The 19,527-nt window shown below is 38.7% G+C and carries 17 protein-coding genes and 1 pseudogene; 6 read left to right on the forward strand and 12 right to left on the reverse strand.

Annotated elements, in window-relative coordinates; genetic code table 11:
- Window positions 1-8: 8 nt before the first annotated feature.
- The 3 genes from polX to zapA are packed head-to-tail and all read right to left on the reverse strand — an operon-like array spanning window position 9 to window position 2,582.
- Window positions 9-1,718, reverse strand: coding sequence for a DNA polymerase/3'-5' exonuclease PolX (gene polX, locus MHB40_RS18165; RefSeq protein ID WP_342533145.1), 1,710 nt, complete (start codon window positions 1,716-1,718; stop codon window positions 9-11).
- Window positions 1,719-1,776: 58 nt separating this feature from the next.
- On the reverse strand, window positions 1,777-2,316 hold the full coding sequence (locus MHB40_RS18170) for a CvpA family protein (protein WP_342533146.1): 540 nt from the start codon (window positions 2,314-2,316) through the stop codon (window positions 1,777-1,779).
- A gap of 5 nt (window positions 2,317-2,321) precedes the next feature.
- Window positions 2,322-2,582, reverse strand: a complete 261-nt coding sequence (gene zapA / locus MHB40_RS18175; RefSeq protein WP_036128254.1) for a cell division protein ZapA — start codon at window positions 2,580-2,582, stop codon at window positions 2,322-2,324.
- 135 nt (window positions 2,583-2,717) lie between these two features.
- On the opposite strand from zapA, the gene rnhC reads away from it, so the two are divergent.
- On the forward strand, window positions 2,718-3,644 hold the full coding sequence (gene rnhC / locus MHB40_RS18180) for a ribonuclease HIII (RefSeq protein ID WP_205444865.1): 927 nt from the start codon (window positions 2,718-2,720) through the stop codon (window positions 3,642-3,644).
- A gap of 627 nt (window positions 3,645-4,271) precedes the next feature.
- On the opposite strand, the gene MHB40_RS18185 is transcribed toward rnhC, so the two are convergent.
- The 4 genes from MHB40_RS18185 to MHB40_RS18200 form a co-directional block, all read right to left on the reverse strand.
- Complete coding sequence (locus MHB40_RS18185) at window positions 4,272-5,210, reverse strand: nuclease-related domain-containing protein (protein ID WP_342441170.1); 939 nt, start codon at window positions 5,208-5,210, stop codon at window positions 4,272-4,274.
- A gap of 435 nt (window positions 5,211-5,645) precedes the next feature.
- Window positions 5,646-8,063, reverse strand: a complete 2,418-nt coding sequence (gene pheT / locus MHB40_RS18190; RefSeq protein WP_342533147.1) for a phenylalanine--tRNA ligase subunit beta — start codon at window positions 8,061-8,063, stop codon at window positions 5,646-5,648.
- 12 nt (window positions 8,064-8,075) lie between these two features.
- The gene (pheS, locus tag MHB40_RS18195) at window positions 8,076-9,113 is read right to left on the reverse strand and encodes a phenylalanine--tRNA ligase subunit alpha (RefSeq protein WP_205444872.1); all 1,038 of its coding nucleotides are present in this window, start codon (window positions 9,111-9,113) and stop codon (window positions 8,076-8,078) included.
- A 391-nt stretch (window positions 9,114-9,504) separates the two neighbouring features.
- On the reverse strand, window positions 9,505-10,269 hold the full coding sequence (locus MHB40_RS18200) for an RNA methyltransferase (RefSeq protein WP_342533148.1): 765 nt from the start codon (window positions 10,267-10,269) through the stop codon (window positions 9,505-9,507).
- A gap of 172 nt (window positions 10,270-10,441) precedes the next feature.
- Here MHB40_RS18200 and MHB40_RS18205 point away from each other — a divergent pair.
- Window positions 10,442-10,837 (forward strand): annotated as a pseudogene (locus tag MHB40_RS18205) ((deoxy)nucleoside triphosphate pyrophosphohydrolase).
- Between the two features lie 7 nt (window positions 10,838-10,844).
- On the opposite strand, the gene MHB40_RS18210 reads toward MHB40_RS18205, so the two are convergent.
- The 3 genes from MHB40_RS18210 to MHB40_RS18220 all read right to left on the reverse strand — a co-directional run bounded on the left by MHB40_RS18210 (window position 10,845) and on the right by MHB40_RS18220 (window position 14,114).
- Window positions 10,845-11,822: a diguanylate cyclase gene (locus tag MHB40_RS18210; protein WP_342533149.1), complete on the reverse strand. Its 978-nt coding sequence runs from the start codon at window positions 11,820-11,822 to the stop codon at window positions 10,845-10,847.
- A gap of 24 nt (window positions 11,823-11,846) precedes the next feature.
- On the reverse strand, window positions 11,847-12,638 hold the full coding sequence (locus MHB40_RS18215) for an alpha/beta hydrolase (RefSeq protein WP_205444881.1): 792 nt from the start codon (window positions 12,636-12,638) through the stop codon (window positions 11,847-11,849).
- 126 nt (window positions 12,639-12,764) lie between these two features.
- Window positions 12,765-14,114, reverse strand: a complete 1,350-nt coding sequence (locus tag MHB40_RS18220; protein WP_342533150.1) for an FAD-binding oxidoreductase — start codon at window positions 14,112-14,114, stop codon at window positions 12,765-12,767.
- Between the two features lie 152 nt (window positions 14,115-14,266).
- Between MHB40_RS18220 and MHB40_RS18225 the strand changes: the two genes are divergently transcribed.
- The 3 genes from MHB40_RS18225 to MHB40_RS18235 all read left to right on the forward strand — a co-directional run bounded on the left by MHB40_RS18225 (window position 14,267) and on the right by MHB40_RS18235 (window position 16,175).
- Window positions 14,267-15,676 (forward strand): LysM peptidoglycan-binding domain-containing protein, encoded by a 1,410-nt coding sequence (locus MHB40_RS18225; protein WP_342533151.1) that lies wholly within the window; start codon window positions 14,267-14,269, stop codon window positions 15,674-15,676.
- A 130-nt stretch (window positions 15,677-15,806) separates the two neighbouring features.
- Window positions 15,807-15,971, forward strand: coding sequence for a YfhD family protein (locus MHB40_RS18230; protein ID WP_004226371.1), 165 nt, complete (start codon window positions 15,807-15,809; stop codon window positions 15,969-15,971).
- A gap of 12 nt (window positions 15,972-15,983) precedes the next feature.
- Window positions 15,984-16,175, forward strand: coding sequence for an H-type small acid-soluble spore protein (locus tag MHB40_RS18235; RefSeq protein ID WP_004226369.1), 192 nt, complete (start codon window positions 15,984-15,986; stop codon window positions 16,173-16,175).
- A gap of 43 nt (window positions 16,176-16,218) precedes the next feature.
- Here the strand turns inward: MHB40_RS18235 and MHB40_RS18240 are convergent, their stop codons facing one another.
- Window positions 16,219-18,351, reverse strand: a complete 2,133-nt coding sequence (locus MHB40_RS18240) for an EAL domain-containing protein (protein ID WP_342533152.1) — start codon at window positions 18,349-18,351, stop codon at window positions 16,219-16,221.
- A gap of 198 nt (window positions 18,352-18,549) precedes the next feature.
- Window positions 18,550-19,077 carry a sigma-70 family RNA polymerase sigma factor gene (locus MHB40_RS18245; RefSeq protein ID WP_342533153.1) on the reverse strand — a complete coding sequence of 176 codons (528 nt, stop codon included), beginning with the start codon at window positions 19,075-19,077 and terminating at the stop codon, window positions 18,550-18,552.
- Between the two features lie 236 nt (window positions 19,078-19,313).
- Between MHB40_RS18245 and sspI the strand changes: the two genes are divergently transcribed.
- Window positions 19,314-19,523, forward strand: a complete 210-nt coding sequence (sspI, locus tag MHB40_RS18250; RefSeq protein ID WP_004226361.1) for a small acid-soluble spore protein SspI — start codon at window positions 19,314-19,316, stop codon at window positions 19,521-19,523.
- Window positions 19,524-19,527: the final 4 nt, after the last annotated feature.

The raw sequence follows: 19,527 nt of genomic DNA on the forward strand, positions 1-19,527 counted from the left end.
TCCTCAACCTATTTATTTCGTCGTATGAACGCTTCAAACTGTTCACGCGTCCATGTATTCACAATCATATCTTTCGGTAACCATGCTCTATTTGCATAGCGAACCCCAATATCCATAAAACGTAAATGTGCAATATCATGAGCATCTGTGTTGATAGCTACTGGCACACCTGCAGCAAAAGCCATTTCTAAATGTTCTACACATAAATCGAGACGATACGGATTTGCATTTAACTCTAAAATTTTACCATATTCCTTCGCCCAGGCAATTAACTGTTTCATATCTGGATTATAGCCATCACGGTCTTCAATAATTCGACCAGTTGGATGGGCAATCATATGGACATAGGGATTTTGCATAGCTGTTAGTAAACGTGCCATAATTTTATCCTGTGATTGTGTAAAGCTAGAATGAATTGAAGCAATAACAAAATCTAGCTCTTTTAGCACCTGATCTTCGAAATCAAGGGAGCCGTCTGGTAAAATATCCATCTCTGTCCCTTTAAACAAATGAAATTCTGGATGTGCCGCATTAAACGCTTCAATTTCTACACGCTGCTTTTCTAAACGCTCTGGCGTTAAACCATTTGCAACTTTTAAGAATTGTGAATGGTCTGTAATAACACTATACTGGTAGCCTCGTGCTAGTAACGCCTCGCCCATTTCTGCAACAGAGTATGCACCATCCGACCATGTCGTATGCATATGCAAATCAGCCTTAATATCTTCTAGTCGAACTAAGTTTTGAATCGTGTTTGTTTTATCAAATTCCACTGTTCCTGTCCGTAAGCTTGGTGGAATCCAAGGTAGATCAAAGTGAGCGAAAAATGCTGCCTCATCTTGGAACGTCAAAACAGTACCATCTTCCTGTTCCACACCATATTCACTTATTTTTTCACCACGTGCTTTGGCAAGTTGTCGCATACGGACATTATGATCTTTGGAACCTGTAAAATGATGTAGGGCAGTTGCATATTCATTGTCCTTCACTAATCGGAAATCAACGCTAACTGGCTCTTCTAATTCTAAAATCACTGAAATTTTAGTATCTCCTGCTGCCACTACTTCTTGAATGGCCAAGCCCTTTAACAACTTTTCGCGTACTTGCTCAACTTCTTCTGTCACGACAATAAAATCAATATCTTTACTTGTTTCTAGCGCTCGACGGAAGCTGCCAGCCACTGAAAAACGTTCTACTTCCTTCATACTACCTAGAAGCGCCTCAATTTGTAAAACCACAGGCTCTAGCTGCCAAATTGGTAGACGTTCTGAACGATTTGCTAAATTGGCTAGTTCCTTTAAAATTTTTTCCTCAGTTTTTACTGCAAATCCTGCTAATTCACGTACTTTCCCTGCTTCACATGCTGCCTTCAAGCTTTCTGCTGAGTCAATGCCTAACTCTTGGTGAAGTTTCGCAATTTTTTTTCCTCCCAAGCCAGGCAATTTTAACAATGGCAGTAACCCTTTAGGTACAATTTCTTCTAACTCCTTTAACAAGCTCGATTCACCTGTTGCCATTAAGTCCTCTATAACAGCCGCAGTACCCTTGCCAATACCTTTGAGTTTTGTTACATCATCCATTTCGCTTAATGAACGCTCGTCCCCCTCAAGTGCTGCTGCAGCTTTTCGAAAGGCCGATACCTTGAATGGATTTTCTCCCTGTAATTCCATATATAAAGCAATTTTTTCGAGCGTGCGAATAATTGTTTTTTTATTCATTGGTAATTCCTCCTATCGTAAAAACACTTCCCTCAAGACAGAGAGAAGTGCACAGTTACTATTGCATATAAATATACCACCAGTTTTGGAACATCTTTGTAATAATCGGCGTATGCTCCAACATGAGACCACTTAACAATGACTTCGACATTAAATTTTGAATGACATCTACTGGTAATAAGGCGCACACGTATAGCAAAATAAACATAATTAAATAGTTTTCAATCATGCCAAGTAGCGCCCCAAGCCAACGATTTACTGTATCTAGCACAGGTAAATACGCAATAAAGTCAAATATCGATGCCACGATTTGCAACGTTATTTTTACTGCAAAGAAAATAACAGCAAAGGCAATCACCCGATAAAAGGTGCGGTCTAAATCTAGACTATCAATAACAACGCCAAGGCTGCCTGTATCAGTGACACCCGGATACGGAACCCAAAATACAAATTTTTGTGCTAATGGCTTATAATAAATATACGCAACAATTAGAGCTACTACAAAGCTGACAATATGCATCATTTGTACAATGAAACCTCGTTTTGCACCGATGCCAATTCCAGCTAACAGTACCACTAATATGATTAAATCTAACATTCTCTTCAACCCTTTAATTTTTTCAATTCTTCTTCTAATTGCTCCATTCGTTCTTTTAACAGTAAATAATCATGTACTGTATTTACTGCTGTCAGAACAGCAAGTTTTGTGCTATCAAGTGAGGGATTATGTACGCTCATCTCGCGCATCCGGTCATCAACAATCGAAGCAACAAGTCGCATATGGCCAATGGATTCTGAGCCGACCATTTTATATGTATGACCATATATTTCCACAGAAATTTTATTCTTTTCTTGTTTTTCCATAGTCGCACCCTCCTATAAATTCGATGCACACACGATTTTAGAGGCCTGTGAGCACCATCACACAAAAAAGCTATTTATTATCATACCATGAAAGGTATAAAATTGTGAACAATGAGGACAGAAAGGAACGATTAAATGGCAAATATTGTGCTTTCCATTTCAACAAATATTCAAAAAGAGGTGATGACTTACTATGCAACACATTTTATAGAGCGAAAGGCACCTGGTGTCATTTTTGCTGCAAAACTACCAGATACAGCCATAACTATGTATAAATCAGGAAAATTAATGTTCCAAGGGGGCGGTGCTGAACGCGAGGCGGCGCGTTGGGGAACTATTGAAAAAACAGCTACCCCGTCCGCCTCAGCTATCGGGGCAAAAGGTGATGTACTGCCTAACAATTTCGCAACCATGTCTGTCTTAGGCTCAGATGAAACAGGTACAGGTGATTTTTTTGGTCCTATCACAGTAGCAGCAGTATATGTGCCTACCTCCAAAATCGAACTCATCAATGAGCTTGGCGTAAAAGACTCAAAAATGCTAACAGATGATTATATGCGGAAGATTGCACCTGATTTACGTGCAGCCTGTGTCCATAGTGTCCTCGTCTTACGCAATGAGAAATATAACAGCTTACAAGCAAAAGGCTATTCCCAAGGTAAGATGAAAGCTATGATGCATAACAAGGCCCTACAAAACACGCTATCAAAAATGGCACCTGAAAAACCTGAATTTATTTTAATTGACCAGTTTGCCGAACGTGGTGTTTATTATAATTACTTAAAAAATGAACGTGAGCTTGTACAAGAAAACGTCTACTTTTCTACCAAAGCAGAACAACTACATGTAGCTGTGGCTACAGCATCTATTTTAGCTCGTGCTGCCTTTTTAAAGGAAATGGACCGTTTGAGTGACATCGCAGGGCTTACATTAATGAAGGGCGCTTCTAACAAGGTAGACATGCAAGCAGCTCGAATCTGGCGTAATCAAGGCGAAGAATTTCTACGCTCCATAACAAAATGGCATTTCGCCAACACCGATAAAGCACGGAAGATGAAATAAATAGTATTAATGGTGGCTTAAAATGGTGCGGTAGATATGCAAGCAGCTCAAATCTGGCGTAATCAAGGCGAAGAATTTCTACGCTCCATAACAAAATGGCCTTTTGCCCATATCGATAAAGCATGGAAGATGAAATAAATAGTATTATTGGTTGTTTAAAATGGTGAGGTACTTTTGTGAGAGTTAAGTAAGGTGAGGGTTTTTTAGGGTTCCTGAGAAGCGTGAGTGCTTCAGATACATTTTGGAGCTTTTTTCTGCATGGAGCGAGCGCTTCGTTACCTTTTTAGAGCGCCTCTCTACTTGGGTTGAGCGCTTTGTTACCTTTTTAGAGCGGTTTCCTACTTGGGTTGAGCGCTTCGTTACTAAGTTAGAGCGGTTTCCTATTTGGGGTGAGCGCTTCGTTACCTTTTTAGAGCGCCTTTCTACTTGGGGTGAGCGCTTCGTTACCTTTTTAGAGCGCCTTTCTACTTGGAGTGAGCGCTTCGTTACTAAGTTAGAGCGCCTTTCTACTCGGGTTGAGCGCTTCGTTACTAAGTTAGAGCGGTTTCCTATTTGGGGTGAGCGCTTCAGGCACCTTTCAGAGCGGGCCTCCAATTAGATAAACCGCTTCTAGCATTTTTATTAACGTCATAAAAAAATTTGGTAATCTCTTGATCTTTTTACTCCCGTTTTCCGAGAACAATTAGCCATTAGCATTCTTTTTATCGTATGGCGATTGTTTAACTGTAAAAAACGCTGTGCTTGTGCGTTCGTAATATTTTTATTAATGAGCATTCCATAATCTTGTAGAGCAGATAAATGTGCATTTTTACTAGAATAAAGACAGCTAGAACAGGTCCACTTCATCTTCAACCAATGCATCTGTCCAAATTCGCATTTTGGACAGATCACACCGGTTTGAATCGCATCAACCTCTATCCCATAGTAACGACAAAGCGGGAAGCCCTCATACGGTTTGTTGTGTTGCACAAGTAATGCACTAATATATTGACAATCTATAGTTTTTGACTTCATTGGACGTTGTTGCAAAAAGCTCGTTAACTCTCTTGCCATTAACACTGGAAATAATCCATCCTCATAATTGATTCGAGCATTATTAAAAGGAAAAACAATGATACCGTTGATAGGTACTTCAATTTGGTGTTGCTTGAAAAAGTCCTTTAAATTATATACATATTCCTCAAGTTGGACTTCAGGATGATTAAATACGCGCTGTTCACCCGTATCAAGAGTCCGAATCATTTGACGTGGTCGGTTTTTTAATTCCACGTCCCCTCGAATATTCTTACTTTCAATAATTATTACCTCATATTGCGTTATCACCACAACATCTAATTGTAATGAGAATGGATGCTGAATAGTGATATTATGTAAAACTTGAAAATTCTTCGTAAAAGATAATTTCTCCAGTTGTTTCAAAATATATTTTTCACCATATTCCCCTGCTTCAGCCTGTAATAGCTCCCTTGCCATTTGATCATATAAAGGATTTTTTGCTGGGAGTCTTCTAACTAAAGCCCGCAAACCTAATGTCATTTTTGCTTCCTCATACGGTTTAATAAACATCTCAACACTCCTTTTTAAAAGACTATAGCAAGGAAAATTAACCATTCCTAGACTATTTGTGAAACTATTTATTTGATCAACTTTGCTGCTCTAAATATAGTTTTTTAATAATTTTTTGTGGATATCTTTCATTCTATATTTTTAGTAGCTTCGATTCTTTTAGAATCACTATCTTTTGAGCGGCTTCTTCACCTTTTGGATCACCTCTTACTCTCTTTTGAGCGGGTTCCACACTTTTTAGATCACCTCTCACTCTCTTTTGAGCGGATTCCTCTCTTTTTGGATCACCTCTCACTTCCTTTTGAGCGGGTTCCACACTTTCGGGATCACCTCTCACTCTCTTTTGAGCAGACTCACCCTCTCTCAAATCACATTCACCTTCACATTCTCAAACAAAAAAAGACTGCCTCGTTAGACAGTCTTTTTTCACATCTATTAGCGTACTTCTGTACCTGCAATCGTAGCAATGGCTTTTAACACTTTGTTATGTGCGGCCACTACTTCTTCGTCCGTTAAAGTACGTTCTGGATCAAAGTATGTGAGAGAGAAGGCAACCGATTTTTTACCTAGTTCCATTTTCTCTCCTTCGTAAACATCGAATACGCGGATATCTTTTAATAATTTCACGCCCGCTGCGTCAATAGCTTCCATTACTTCGCCAGCAGTAGTTGAACGGTCCATAATAAGGGCGATATCACGAGACATAGCTGGGAAGCGAGGCACTGGTGTGTAGGCAAGTGGTGCTTCTTGTGCCGTTGCATTTAACAGAGCCACTAAATTCATTTCCATTACATACGTGTCTTTTACACCCCATGCTTTTTGCTCTGCTGGGTGAAGTCCACCGATAATGCCGACTTGCTCGCCATCTAATAAAATGCTAGCCGTACGTCCTGGATGTAAGCCATCCACTTGTGATTTCACAAATGTCATGCGATTTTCTAAGCCAAGTTTGACAATGACACCTTCGACAATACCTTTTAGCACAAAGAAATCTACGGCTTTTTTCTCGCCTTGCCAAGCATGGTCTAGCCATTTGCCAGTTAGTACTGCTGCCACATGCTCTTCCTCATACGGTTGCCCCTCGTCTGATTGACCAAGGAACACTGAACCAATTTCATATAAAGCCACGCCTTCAGCTTGACGTGCAACATTATACGCAGCTGCTTCGATTAAATGTGGAAGAAGGCTTTGACGTAAGGTAGAGCGCTCCTCACTCATCGGCATGAGTAAACGAGTTACTGGCTCTGCTTTCAAGGCAAAACGTTGTGACAATGCATCCGATGTTAATGAATATGTCACCGCTTGAAATAGGCCAGCCCCTTCCATGTAATGACGAACTACACGGCGATTTGCTTGGTAAGGTGATAAATTACCTACTTGTGTTGCACCCTCTGGCAATGTCATTGGGATTTCATCATAACCATAAAGACGAGCAATTTCCTCGACGATATCCTCTTCAATTTTAATATCTTGGCGACGTGTTGGTGCATCAATAATTAATAAACCATTTGCAGCCTCTACACCAAATTTTAGACGCTCTAAAATAGAAAGCATATCTTCTAATGCAATCTTCATACCTAAGCGCTCATTAATAAAATCTGGGGAAACGACTACTCGCGCTGGTGTTTTATCTAACTCATCTACTAAACATGTACCTTCTAACACTTCACCGCCAGCTAATTCAGCAAGTAAAGCGGCAGCACGTTCAGCTGCGGGTAAGACACGGTTCGGGTCTACCCCTTTTTCAAAACGAGCCGATGCATCTGAACGTAGGCCAAGATGACGAGATGTTTGACGCACTGTTAAACCATCAAAATAGGCTGATTCAATGACAACAGTCGTTGTAGAATCTGTTACCTCAGAATTAGCACCACCCATTACACCAGCAATCGCTACTGGTTCTTTGCCATTCGTAATCACTAAATCTGAAGCTTTTAATGTGCGTTCTTGGTCATCCAATGTTGTAATTTTTTCACCTTCTGTTGCTTTACGAACAACGATTTCACCTGTTGCTAGGCTATCATAGTCAAAAGCATGCAGTGGTTGACCATATTCCATCAATACGTAGTTGGTTACATCCACCACATTATTGTGTGGGCGTACACCCGCTGCCATTAAACGATTTTGGAGCCACATTGGGGACTCACCAATTTTTACGTTTTTCACCACTTTTGCTACATACATTGGATTTGCTTGTAGATCTTCTACGTGAAGCTTTAGGTAATCCTGTGCTTTTTCACTAGCAGTTTGATAGGCAATCTCTGGATATTTGATTTCCTCTGAAAGAATGGCACCTACCTCATAGGCTACACCAAGCATCGAAAGGGCATCTGAACGGTTTGGTGTTAGTCCTAATTCCAACACTGTATCACGTATGCCTAAAATAGCCAGTGCATCTGAGCCTACCTCTGCATCTGCTGGTAGGACGAAGATGCCTTCTGAGTATGCCTTAGGAACAAGCTTCCCTTCGATTCCAAGCTCTTGTAAGGAACAAATCATCCCGTTCGATTCATGGCCACGAAGTTTTGCTTTTTTAATTTTAATGCCACCTGGTAAATGGGCGCCTGGACGAGCAACAATGACTTTTTGGCCAGCATCGACATTTGGTGCACCACAAATAATTTGTTGTGGCTCTGCTTCTCCAACATCAACTTGACAAATATTTAACTTATCAGCCTCTGGATGTTTTTCCTTAGACACAACGTAACCAACTACAACTTTATCCATAGCGTTAGCCCGATCGATGACTGCATCTACTTCAATTCCAGAGCGTGTAATTTTTTCTGCTAATAGCTCAGGTGCTAAGTCCTGTGTATTGATATAATCTTTTAACCATTCTAATGATACTAACATGTTTTATCCCCCTTACGCTTCTGTTCGCTCGAATTGTGATAAGAAGCGAGTGTCACTTGTATAGAAATGACGAATATCGTCAACACCATATTTCAACATCGCAATACGCTCTGCACCAATACCAAATGCGAAACCAGAAACTTTCTTCGGATCATAACCAGCCATTTCTAATACGTTTGGATGCACCATACCTGCTCCTAAAATCTCAATCCAGCCTGTGCTCTTACATACGTTACAGCCCGCACCACCACATTTGAAACAAGAAATATCCATTTCTACAGATGGCTCAGTGAATGGGAAGAAGCTCGGACGAAGTCGAATTTCGCGGTCTGCACCAAACATTTTTTTTGCTAAAGTATCTAATGTCCCTTTTAAATCACTCATACGAATATTTTCGCCAATGACTAAACCTTCAATTTGCATAAATTGATGTGAGTGTGTTGCATCATCATTATCACGGCGGAATACTTTACCAGGACAAATAATACGAATTGATTCACCCTTTTTGGCTTCCATTGTACGGGCCTGTACTGGTGAAGTATGCGTACGGAGCAATATTTCCTCGGAAATATAGAATGAATCTTGCATATCACGAGCTGGATGCCCTTTTGGTAAATTTAGTGCTTCGAAGTTATAGTAGTCCTTCTCAACCTCTGGGCCTTCAGCAATTTCATAGCCCATTCCGATAAATAAATCTTCTATTTCTTCAATGACACGCGTCAAAGGATGACGGTTCCCTACTTTAATTTCACGACCTGGTAATGTGACATCAATCGACTCACTTGCTAATTTTTCAGCAATGGCCGCTTCTTCTAAAACCGTTACCTTTGTTTCTAATACTGCTGTTACATTTTCACGAACATTATTCACTAAAGCTCCCATTTTTGGACGTTCTTCAGCTGATAATTTTCCCATCCCTTTTAGTAAATCCGTGATAGGTCCTTTTTTTCCTAAATATGCAACACGTACTTCATTCAATTCTTTTAAATTTGCAGCTGCTTCAATTTTAGCAAGTGCTTCTTGCTCTAATTGTTTTAATTGCTCTTCCATGTTAAAACCTCCTTAGAAAATAAATGCCTGCATTTTAGGCATAAAAAAACTCGCCCCTAAAAAGGGACGAGGACATATTCGCGGTACCACCCTAGTTATCGCAAGGCAAGCGCCTTACAATCACTTCATTGACATAACGACTTGATAAAGCCGGCTCACCTTTACAGCATGACGCTGGTCCCGGTAGCTGCTCGCAGGTTGAATTCAAAACTGCATTGGTACGGCGTTGGCTCTCAATCTCTGGCCTACGCTCCCTGTCGTCCATTCACAATCTTTACTACTTCCCGGTCAAAGCATTTACTATTTAAACATACATTTTAGAATAGATTATACAATAATGAACTGTAGCAAATCAAGAGACAACTGCCTGTGTCCCACAAAGATCCGTCAATTACTTGGCAAAGCCATATAAAACAATCCCTGTTGCCACTGCGACGTTTAATGATTCAGCCTGTCCAAAAAGAGGAATAATCATATTTTGATCTGTCATTGCTAATATTTGAGGTTGAATGCCGCTTCCTTCATTCCCCATAATAATCGCAAATGCACCTGTATGTTGAATGTCGCTATACGGCACTGCCTCCTCATCTAAAGCGGTGCCAAATACGGGTACACCTTGATCCTGTAGTAAATCTACCCATTCAGCTAAATCCCCACGGACTACTGGAATATGGAAATGCGAGCCTTGGGCAGCACGTAGTGTTTTAGGATTATAAAGATCGGCACTGCCTTTTCCTAAAATTACAGCATCTAAACCTGCTGCATCTGCTGTACGAATCATTGTTCCAATGTTACCAGGATCTTGGACAGCATCAATTAATAACACTTTTCGCCAAGTGGTCATCACCTTATCCTCTAAAATTGGCTGTTTGCATACAGCAAAAACACCTTGAGAAGTTTCTGTTTCCGCGAATTCCTTCGCTACCGCAGTCGATACTTCTACAATAGCTACATCATCAATTGGCCACAACATTGGTAAATCTATACCTTCACGTACAATAATTTGTAATACTTGCTCTTTATTTTTTAATGCTTCTTCAACAAGATGAAAGCCCTCTATAAGGAATTCACCTGAACGTTCACGCTCTTTTCTTGTCGTCGCTAATTTTTTCCAATATTTCACTAACGCATTTTGCGTAGATTCGATTCTCTTCATCGCTACCTCTTACCGCCTTTTTCCTATATATTGACCACTATTATACCTTAGGAAATGGCAAATTTCATAGCTAAGTGAGAAAACTGTTATTTTCTTTTGGTGGCAAGTGAGGAACCAATTAAACATGCTATAATCATACACATCTAATTAAAACAAGGAGAGAGGAAAATAGATGAAAAAAACGATACATGTAGTCGGAGCCATCATTGAAAATGAACAACATGAAATTTTCTGAGCTTTAAGAAATCCACAAATGGTACTAGCAAATTATTGGGAATTCCCTGGCGGTAAAATAGAGCAAGGTGAAACACCAGAACAGGCGCTTTATCGTGAAATCCTTGAGGAATTTAACTGTACGATTCAAGTAGGTGAGCTAGTTGAAATAACCCTCCATGAATACGAGCAATTTTTCGTTCACTTAGAAACATACAAAGCTTCTATTATAAAAGGTACACCCCAAATACTGGAACATGCTGAAGCAAGATGGGTTCCCCGCAAGCAATTGCTCGACCTTCCATTTGCTCCAGCAGATCTGCCTTCCATTCGAAAATTGTTAGTCGAAATGTAAAAGCTATTCACTTCATTTCATGAAAATGGGTAACTTGGTTTCGTCCATGCGCTTTCGATACATACAATGCTTCGTCTGCTTTTTTTATGAATGTCGTGTCTGTATCTTCTGACGTTACTGTGGCAATCCCCATACTGATCGTAATACAACCTGTTGGCCAATCATCCTGCTCCACGGTGTGTCTAATTTGCTCGCCGATTTCTTTTGCCACAGTTTTCTCGGTCGTGGGTAAGATGATGATAAACTCCTCACCGCCGTAACGAGCGACGGTGTCTTCTGTACGTACTTGTTGCTGTAATAGCTGCGCCAATTGAACAAGGACATCGTCTCCAACTTGATGACCGTATGTATCATTAACCTTTTTAAAATGATCGATATCTAAAATACATAACGAAAAAGGCTTTGCCGTCTCGTGAAAATAATTGAAATGTTGTTCAAGTTTTTCCTGGAAAAATCTTCTGTTTTTCAAACCAGTCAGTTTATCTGTCATCGATAATTCTACTAAAGCAGCATTCATCTCTAATAATTTCGCCTGCTGTTGTTCTATTTCTACATGAATTTGCTCCAAATTAGCTAATGCTCGATCCTTTTCTTGGTAGGCAGCCTCCAGTAGTTTTTTGGCTGATCGTAATTCCTGTTCATAATCTATGCGCTTTTTCATCTTTACTAGAATACAATCAATTCGTTCTACCCTATCCTCCGTGTACAATCTAGCATTCATTAAAAATGGAACTGACATCCCGTCCTTCTGTTTGAGATGAATAAATAATTCCTCTACTTGTCCCTCTAAATTAATCGTAGGATAAAAATAAGAGTGAAAAATCATCTTATTGGGCGTAGATAGAAGAATTTCTAGATGCTTCTGTAATAATTCCTCTTGTCCATAGCCGAGCCAATCTAGCAGGGTTTGATTGATTTCTGAAATAAGCCCTTCATGTGTGATGGAAAGAAAACCACATGGTGCGTTATTGAGTCGTTTGTCCATTGTTGATAATCCTTTCATTGTTCCCTACAAAAAATCTGTAATACACTGTATTGTTTCATTCGGGTGACTAATATGTGGATAATGTCCTTTCGCTTTCATTAATTGCAACGTGCTGTTTTTGAGATGCTGATGTAAATAATCTCCAACACCAATTGGCACAATACTATCTTCCGAGCATTGGATAATCAACGAAGGAACTGTTCCCTTTGATAAATCACTTCGATGATCAGATAAAAATGTTACCTCAGCAAATTCTTTTGCGATGATAGGGTCTGCTGCTATAAAGGTTTGCTTCAGTTCCTGTGTTAATGTTGGTTGTTCAGGATTACTCATTGCAATAGGCGCCATATAGCTAGCCCAACCTGCAAAGTTCATTTCCATCATGTCTAATAACTCCGCAATATCACTTCGCTCAAATCCCCCTCGATAACCATCATCATTTAAATAACATGGAGAAGGACCAATCATAATCAACTTTTTAAAATAATTAGGATGCTGGATAGATGCGAGCAGTCCTATCATGGCACTAATGGAATGCCCTACAAAAATACTATTTTGTAATGATAGCGTTTCAATAATGTCCAATAAATCTTGTACATAGCCCTGTAATGTTTGATATTTTTCAGATGAATAGGCACCTATATCTGAGTTACCTGAGCCGACATAATCGAATAATATAATCTGATATTTGTCCATAAATGCAGGCGTAATGAAACGCCACATGTTTTGATCACAGCCAAATCCATGTGCAAAAATAATCGGTTGGTCTCCTTGTCCGAATACTTTTACATTATTACGAACAACAATATTTTCCATTCTAATTACTCCTTTTAGAAATATATGTAATAGGTTTATTGTGACCCCTTATACAGTAATTATCAAGCTAAAACATGAAAAACAAAAAGGAGCAGTAATGTCTCTGCACTCTGCTCAATACTCAGTCTACAGCCACTTTCTAATAGGTGGGATACTCTGTGGAAATTGAAAGACATTATACGGATCATATTTTGTTTTCACTTCTCGCAGCCTTCTAAAATTGCGACCGTAATAGGCTGTCTGCCAGTCCTGAATAAATCGATCTGGAAAATTCACATAATCACCAGACGTATAAGGTGATAAAGCGCGTCGTAAGTTTTCTACCCACTTCATATTTTGTTCTTCCTCATTCGAATTTTCCCAGGAAGTATTATATTCTTGCGCTATTAACGCATTGCGATAGTAATAGGCTGTATGATTTGGAGCAATTTCACTGACCGCTCCTCTTAAAGATTGTTGCCAGATCGTTGTATTTGAATTAGGTGCATGAGCTAAAAATTCTTTCATTCGCTGAATCGCCTTAAATGGAAACGGTCTCTCCAAAAATGACCCTGATCTTTTTCGAAGGGCAGGCTGGTTGCCACTTGGTAAATCAAAAAATTCTACTGCCTTGATATATGGCACTTCCTTTATCCAAATACTTGTTGGCAAACCTGCCTTTCTAAGAGGGCGAAGCAACTTCTTTAATTCAGCTGCTGATCCTATGAACTCACCTTGTGCAACGATTTCACCTACTTCCTTTGTTTTTAACTCAATCTGTGAAGTCAGACGCTTATCTGTATAAGGAGCCCATTTTTGCCATGCATCAAAGGCCACTTCAAAATCATTCCATCCCCATGTAATGGAGAAGAGTGATACCTCCTTAATCGCATGTAACTTGAATGTCAATGAAGTGACTATACCAAAATTGCCACCACCGCCACCACGACTTGCCCAAAAAAGATCATTATTGTGTTGCTTATTTGCTCTGATTACCTGAGCACCTTCATGTCCACTAGCAACCACCGTTTCGATTTCAATGAGATTGTCACAAGTTAAACCGAAGGGACGTGATAACATCCCAATACCCCCGCCAAGGGTCAAACCGACCACCCCAACACTACTTTCTGTGCCAGCAGGAATGGTGACACCATGTTCCCATAATGTACGATAGACTTTTCCCATATTGGCTCCAGCATCAATCCTAGCTGTCATTTCTGGAAGATTAATCGAAACCTTATTCATGTCACTTACATCAATGACAAGACCCTTATTTACTAAGGAAAAATTTTCATAGCTATGACGACCACTTCGAATTCTAAAAGTCTCATTGTTTTCTCTTGCCCATTTTAATGCATTAACCACATCTTTCGTTTCTTGACAAAACACAATGACACTCGGATATTTCGGGTTATTTAAATTATTATTCGTTCTCGCTTGTTCATAATCCGAATCTTCAGGAGTCACGATTCTACCCGTGAGCTTTGCCTTTTTCAATATCAAGCCCCTTCCTCACAATGATACTTATCCTATGCAACTCATTTAAAAAGAATTTGAAGTTTCAACTATTTTATTGGACACACACTAAAATACTCATTTTCACAATTGAAACATATGATGCACTAATAATATTGTGTTGGAGGTGTTCTATGCTTATTCATGTAGTGAGTGCTGGCGAAACACTGTGGCAAATCGCCAATCGTTATGCTGTACCAGTTCAATCTATTAGTCAATTAAATGCATTAGCTACTCCCGATCAACTAGCCATCGGACAATCACTGACTATCCCTTCTCCTTATACAATGTATACGGTTCAAAAGGGAGATACGTTATGGTCCATCGCACAGAAATTTAGCGTTCCCTTGCAATCTATCATATTAGAGAATCATCTAACTAATCCCGATCAATTAACACCAGGAACGAAATTAATTATTCCACCCATTGTTCATATCGTGCAGCCAGGAGAAACTTTATGGCAAATAGCACAGCGATATGGTACGACTATTCAAGCCATTGCTGTAGAAAATCAAATAAACAACCCCAATATGCTTTATGTGGGCGCTCAATTGATGATCCCAAGAGAATTACCGATGATTGAGGTCAATGCTTATTCCTACCAGCCTTCTGAAGAAGCTGTAGATTCCATTAATGCTGTTGGTCATCTACTCACTTATTTTAGTCCATTTGCTTATAAGATGAAGGAAGATGGTACATTACAGCCCATCAATGATGAAAACATGATAGCGGCAGCAAAAGCTAAACATATCATCCCTATGTTAACGCTCACTAATTTTACTTCTACAGAAGAAGGCTCTAATTTAGCACATGTCGTCTTGTCCAATGCAGAGCTACGGAAAAAGGTCATGAATAATGTGTTACAGGTGATGCAAGATAAAGGGTACCAAGTATTAAATATTGATTTTGAAAATGTTTTGCCAACTGATCGCGAAAATTACAATGCCTTTATTCAATTAGCTGTGGATACACTTCATCCAAAGGGCTATTTAGTGTCAACAGCGCTTGCACCTAAAACAAGTGCTTCACAAACTGGAACATTATATGAAGCGCATGATTACGAGGCACATGGAAGAATAGCTGATTTTCTGGTATTAATGACCTATGAATGGGGATATCGTCTTGGACCCCCACAAGCCATTTCCCCCATTAATGAAATGCGAAGAGTTGTGGAGTATGCTTTAACTGAAATACCAGCAGATAAAATTTTATTGGGTTTTGAGTTGTATGCGCGTGATTGGCTCTTACCTCATGTCAAAGGCCAAGAAGCCGAAACATTTAGTCCTCAGGAAGCTCTCAATCGAGCCATCAAGTACGGGGCAACAATCCAATTTGATCCAACTGCACAATCTCCTTTTTATCGATATGTTGATGAGCAAGGAAGGAATCATGAGGTATGGTTTGAGGACGCAAGAAGTGCACAAGCCAAATTTGACATGACTAAACATTATAACCTGAGAGGCATTAGTTACTGGGCATTAGGATTCCCATTCCCTCAAAATTGGGTTTTATTAAACGATAATTTTTCTGTTAAAAAATCTTAATGCGCATTATTGTTCTCAAAAAACAAAGAGCTATGCGACTTTTCCATGTGAAGTGCTATCTGTGATAACGGGATAAAAAATTCATTTCAAAGCCATATTAAATGATATCAACAGGAAAGGAGCAACTCACATGGGAAGAGACAATAAACAAGGTCAAAGCAATAATAAAGGCTCGTTACCTCAAACACCAAAAAACCAAAAAATTGCACCAAATAAGGTGAGTGAGGAATTTTCTCAAGAGTTTATGGAGCTAATTAATACAGTCACGCAAAATAAGAATAAGCAGAAAAAATAAGGGGGGCTTCAGTTGGATTTTCAGCGAGCACAAGAAATTGTCGCCTCACCGTTAGAATTTGAAGTGAGCTATAATGGCGTTTCCATCTGGATTGATCAACTTCATGATGATGAAAAAACAGCGACCGTTCACCTACGCCGTTCTTTAGAAGAGCGGTCTGAAGTAGCTATATCCGAGTTAAAGGAAGAATATCTCGTTCACTAAACAGCAAGAACCTGCTTATTCAATATCAATAAGCAGGTTCTTTTTAAATAATATAATCGTCAATATATTGAAGCTGTGTTAACACTTCATCCACACGATGGTGTAAATCTTTATAGGTTTCCGTTATTTGCTGTGGAGAGATGGGCTTACTGAATAGATAGCCTTGAATATAATCACAGCCACCATCTATTAGAAATGATAACTGTTCCACTTCTTCAATGCCCTCTGCCACAACCTTCAAACGTAAATGTTTAGCCATTGAAATAATCATGGAAACAAGTGCTTCATCATTTGGATTATGCGGCACATTTCTCACAAAAGTTCGATCAATTTTTAAACAATCAATTGGGAATTCCTTTAAATAAGATAGAGAGGAATAGCCTGTTCCAAAATCATCTACAGCAATTTGAATGCCTAATGCCTTTAACTCATGTAATAGCTGCGTCATTTGATCAATATTCATCGTCATACTTTCCGTAATTTCTAATTGTAAAAATTTCGGATCCAATTTGGTACGTTGTAAAATCTCTAGTACCATTTCTACTAAATCCTGCTGAAATAATTGTCCAAGTGATAAATTCACTGCCACTTTCATCGGAGGTAAACCTTGTTTCTCCCATGTTTTTGCTTGTGTGCATGCTGTTTCTAATATCCACTTACCTAGCGGGATAATAAGGCCACATTCTTCAGCAATAGGAATAAAGACATCAGGTGGAACAAAGCCACGCGTTGGATGACGCCAGCGTACCAATGCTTCGACCGATTCAATTGTGCCTGTTTTTAAGTTTACCTGTGGTTGATAGTCTAAATAAAATTCATTATTGGCTAACGCATTATGTAAGTCTTGCTCTAACAAAATTCGATCTGCAATGCCTTTAGACATATAGGGCTTGTAGAAAAGAAATCTTTGAGGTATTTGTCTAGCCTCTTGCATCGCTAACTGTGCATGCATTAATAGCTCTTCACCCGTCCCTTTATCCTCATAGAGCGCAATCCCTATATTTAAATTGCCATTCAATGAAAATAATTGTACCTGTAAAGGATCTGTCATGGCACTTTTGAGATTTAAGCAAAATTGTAATAATTCTTCGATGGTCTTTACATGGTTAATATAAATAACAAATTGTTCCTCACGAAGTTTAGTGGCAAAATAATGAGGAGGTACGATCGCTTGTATACGCTCTGCTACAAGCTTCATCATTTTATTAGAGTTGCTTATCCCAATGGAAGAACGAATCGCCGCAAAGCGATCAATTTCTATGGCAATGATAGCCTTTTGTGCTTTATTATCATGTAAATTTTCTTTTAACGTCTTAAGTAATAAATGTTCATTTGGCAGCAGTGTAATGTCATCATGATAAGCTTGAAATCGAAGTTCCTGTTGAGATTGTTCAAGATCCTTCTTAATTTTCAACAGCTGCTGGAATGGTTTTTCCACAGATGTGTAATAAATCGCCTTTAAGAAAAAATAGAATGCTAAAAACTGATAGATCAATGCCGAGAAATCCCATATTGCATTTTGATCTTGACTAACAATAAAGAAGACATCACTTACAATAAGAGAAATAGCGGCACTGATTAGCCACATAGAACGCTTCGGTAATTTTTTAACATATTTACTAACTATAACAATGGTTATAATTTGAAGAATAATAGCAAATAAGTGTACCATATTATCAATATAATCGAACCAATGTTTTGGCAATATATACGCTAGAAAAACAGTTCCTAATACGAAAAGCACAGAACTACCATATGTCAATATCCGATGATTCATGGTTAATCGCTTTTTAGGGTATAAAATAATTAGTAAAAATCCAATGGATAGATACAAACGCATCAATATATGTAAGGGCTCGTCCAAAAAGCTCCATTCACTAGATTGGCTAAAGAACAAGCTGACTAATTCTAGTAAGGCAATAATGAAAAACATGTTTCCTATGTATAAAGTTTGATTGGATAATAAGTGTGAAAATACTAAATAGGATTGGATCGCAATTGCCATTGTAAAAACAATGATTAAAACTTGTATCACCAATTTTAAATTTTGATACATGCCACCCTGGAAAACACCATATATTTGATTGCTAAAGCTTAATAATGGTATGACAAGTAATAATGGTAATACCATGTACCAAATCTCTTTTTTCTCTATCTGATTAAACCATCTCTCCACTCCAAACCCTCCATACTACTATATAAACATTCACTAGGAAATTTTATCTATCTATATCGAATAATCAATTTTGAATTGTATATTTCTTTGACTTCTTACAAATCATAACACTTTTATCGGAATTTGTATGCATCCATGTGAAGTATGCTAATATTCATTTTATTTCAATATTAGCATACTTTTGATATTTTTAGTGCTTTATTCCACTCTGAAAAGTTGATGTTTCAGCCTCTGGACGAGCCTAACCCTTCTTTTTTTGATAGCAGCAACAGATAGACCTAGCGCATTGGCTATTTCTGGATCACTGTAATCTTCTGCATAATAAAGGAGTAATATTTTCCTTTCTATTTGCTTTAACTGGGACAACATGATTTCAAGGGAGCTAGGATTTTTTTGATTGGTCCTTTCCTCCAGCTCACTAAGAATATAATTGAGTGTTTCATCATCAACAACTGTCATTCTTTCTGTATAGTTTTTTTCCTTTGATAATTCATTTAAAATCTCTCCTTTTATCCAAGAATAAAGATAAGCGGAAAACTGTCCTTTAGCTGGATCTGCTTTTAGCCATGCCCTCCATACAGCAATGGAAGCAATATGACGATAGTAATCAAAATCCTTGTAAATATGAAGCTGTGTAAGAATGGTAGTAATCATTGGTTGCACAGCCTCTAAAATTTCTTCAAAAGATTGTGTCGATGAGAGATTCTGATCGTTTTGAATGGACATTCTACTCTTCCTATCGACTATGCACAGTCCAATATTCCTAGGTGACATCATCTTAGACCGTTACGTTACTTGAAGCGAATAGTCATTTTCATCATTACATAGTGCATAATGAATAAAATGCTTGTCATATTTAGTCAAAATCCTCTTAGGTTATGGCAAAAATCATCTATTTTCTTTGGTATTTCATACATATTTAAACGATAGTTGGACAAATTACTACTAAGGAGGCGATATAGTTGAATTTCCAAATAAGAGACGCAATTACAGCGAATGTACATGGTCAATCTGCCGCAGAATTTAAAGATATTGTGGAAGATGCCATTAATCGTGGAGAAGAGCATTTACTGCCAGGGCTTGGGGTGTTTTTTGAAAAATGGTGGAAGCAATCCAGTCCATCTGAACAGGATGAATTTGTTCAAAAGCTAGAAAAAGTATTTGCTAACTGATTTT

It is taken from the genome of Lysinibacillus sp. FSL K6-0057, from assembly GCF_038630885.1.
Classification (GTDB): Bacteria; Bacillota; Bacilli; order Bacillales_A; family Planococcaceae; genus Lysinibacillus; species Lysinibacillus fusiformis_F.

Bases quoted from the DNA above. Each gene is read 5' to 3' on its own strand.
- polX (WP_342533145.1), bottom strand. From the start codon at position 1,718: ATGAATAAAAAAACAATTATTCGCACGCTCGAAAAAATTGCTTTATAT.
- MHB40_RS18170 (WP_342533146.1), bottom strand. From the start codon at position 2,316: ATGTTAGATTTAATCATATTAGTGGTACTGTTAGCTGGAATTGGCATC.
- zapA (WP_036128254.1), bottom strand. From the start codon at position 2,582: ATGGAAAAACAAGAAAAGAATAAAATTTCTGTGGAAATATATGGTCAT.
- rnhC (WP_205444865.1), top strand. From the start codon at position 2,718: ATGGCAAATATTGTGCTTTCCATTTCAACAAATATTCAAAAAGAGGTG.
- MHB40_RS18185 (WP_342441170.1), bottom strand. From the start codon at position 5,210: ATGTTTATTAAACCGTATGAGGAAGCAAAAATGACATTAGGTTTGCGG.
- pheT (WP_342533147.1), bottom strand. From the start codon at position 8,063: ATGTTAGTATCATTAGAATGGTTAAAAGATTATATCAATACACAGGAC.
- pheS (WP_205444872.1), bottom strand. From the start codon at position 9,113: ATGGAAGAGCAATTAAAACAATTAGAGCAAGAAGCACTTGCTAAAATT.
- MHB40_RS18200 (WP_342533148.1), bottom strand. From the start codon at position 10,269: ATGAAGAGAATCGAATCTACGCAAAATGCGTTAGTGAAATATTGGAAA.
- MHB40_RS18210 (WP_342533149.1), bottom strand. From the start codon at position 11,822: ATGGACAAACGACTCAATAACGCACCATGTGGTTTTCTTTCCATCACA.
- MHB40_RS18215 (WP_205444881.1), bottom strand. From the start codon at position 12,638: ATGGAAAATATTGTTGTTCGTAATAATGTAAAAGTATTCGGACAAGGA.
- MHB40_RS18225 (WP_342533151.1), top strand. From the start codon at position 14,267: ATGCTTATTCATGTAGTGAGTGCTGGCGAAACACTGTGGCAAATCGCC.
- MHB40_RS18230 (WP_004226371.1), top strand. From the start codon at position 15,807: ATGGGAAGAGACAATAAACAAGGTCAAAGCAATAATAAAGGCTCGTTA.
- MHB40_RS18245 (WP_342533153.1), bottom strand. From the start codon at position 19,077: ATGTCCATTCAAAACGATCAGAATCTCTCATCGACACAATCTTTTGAA.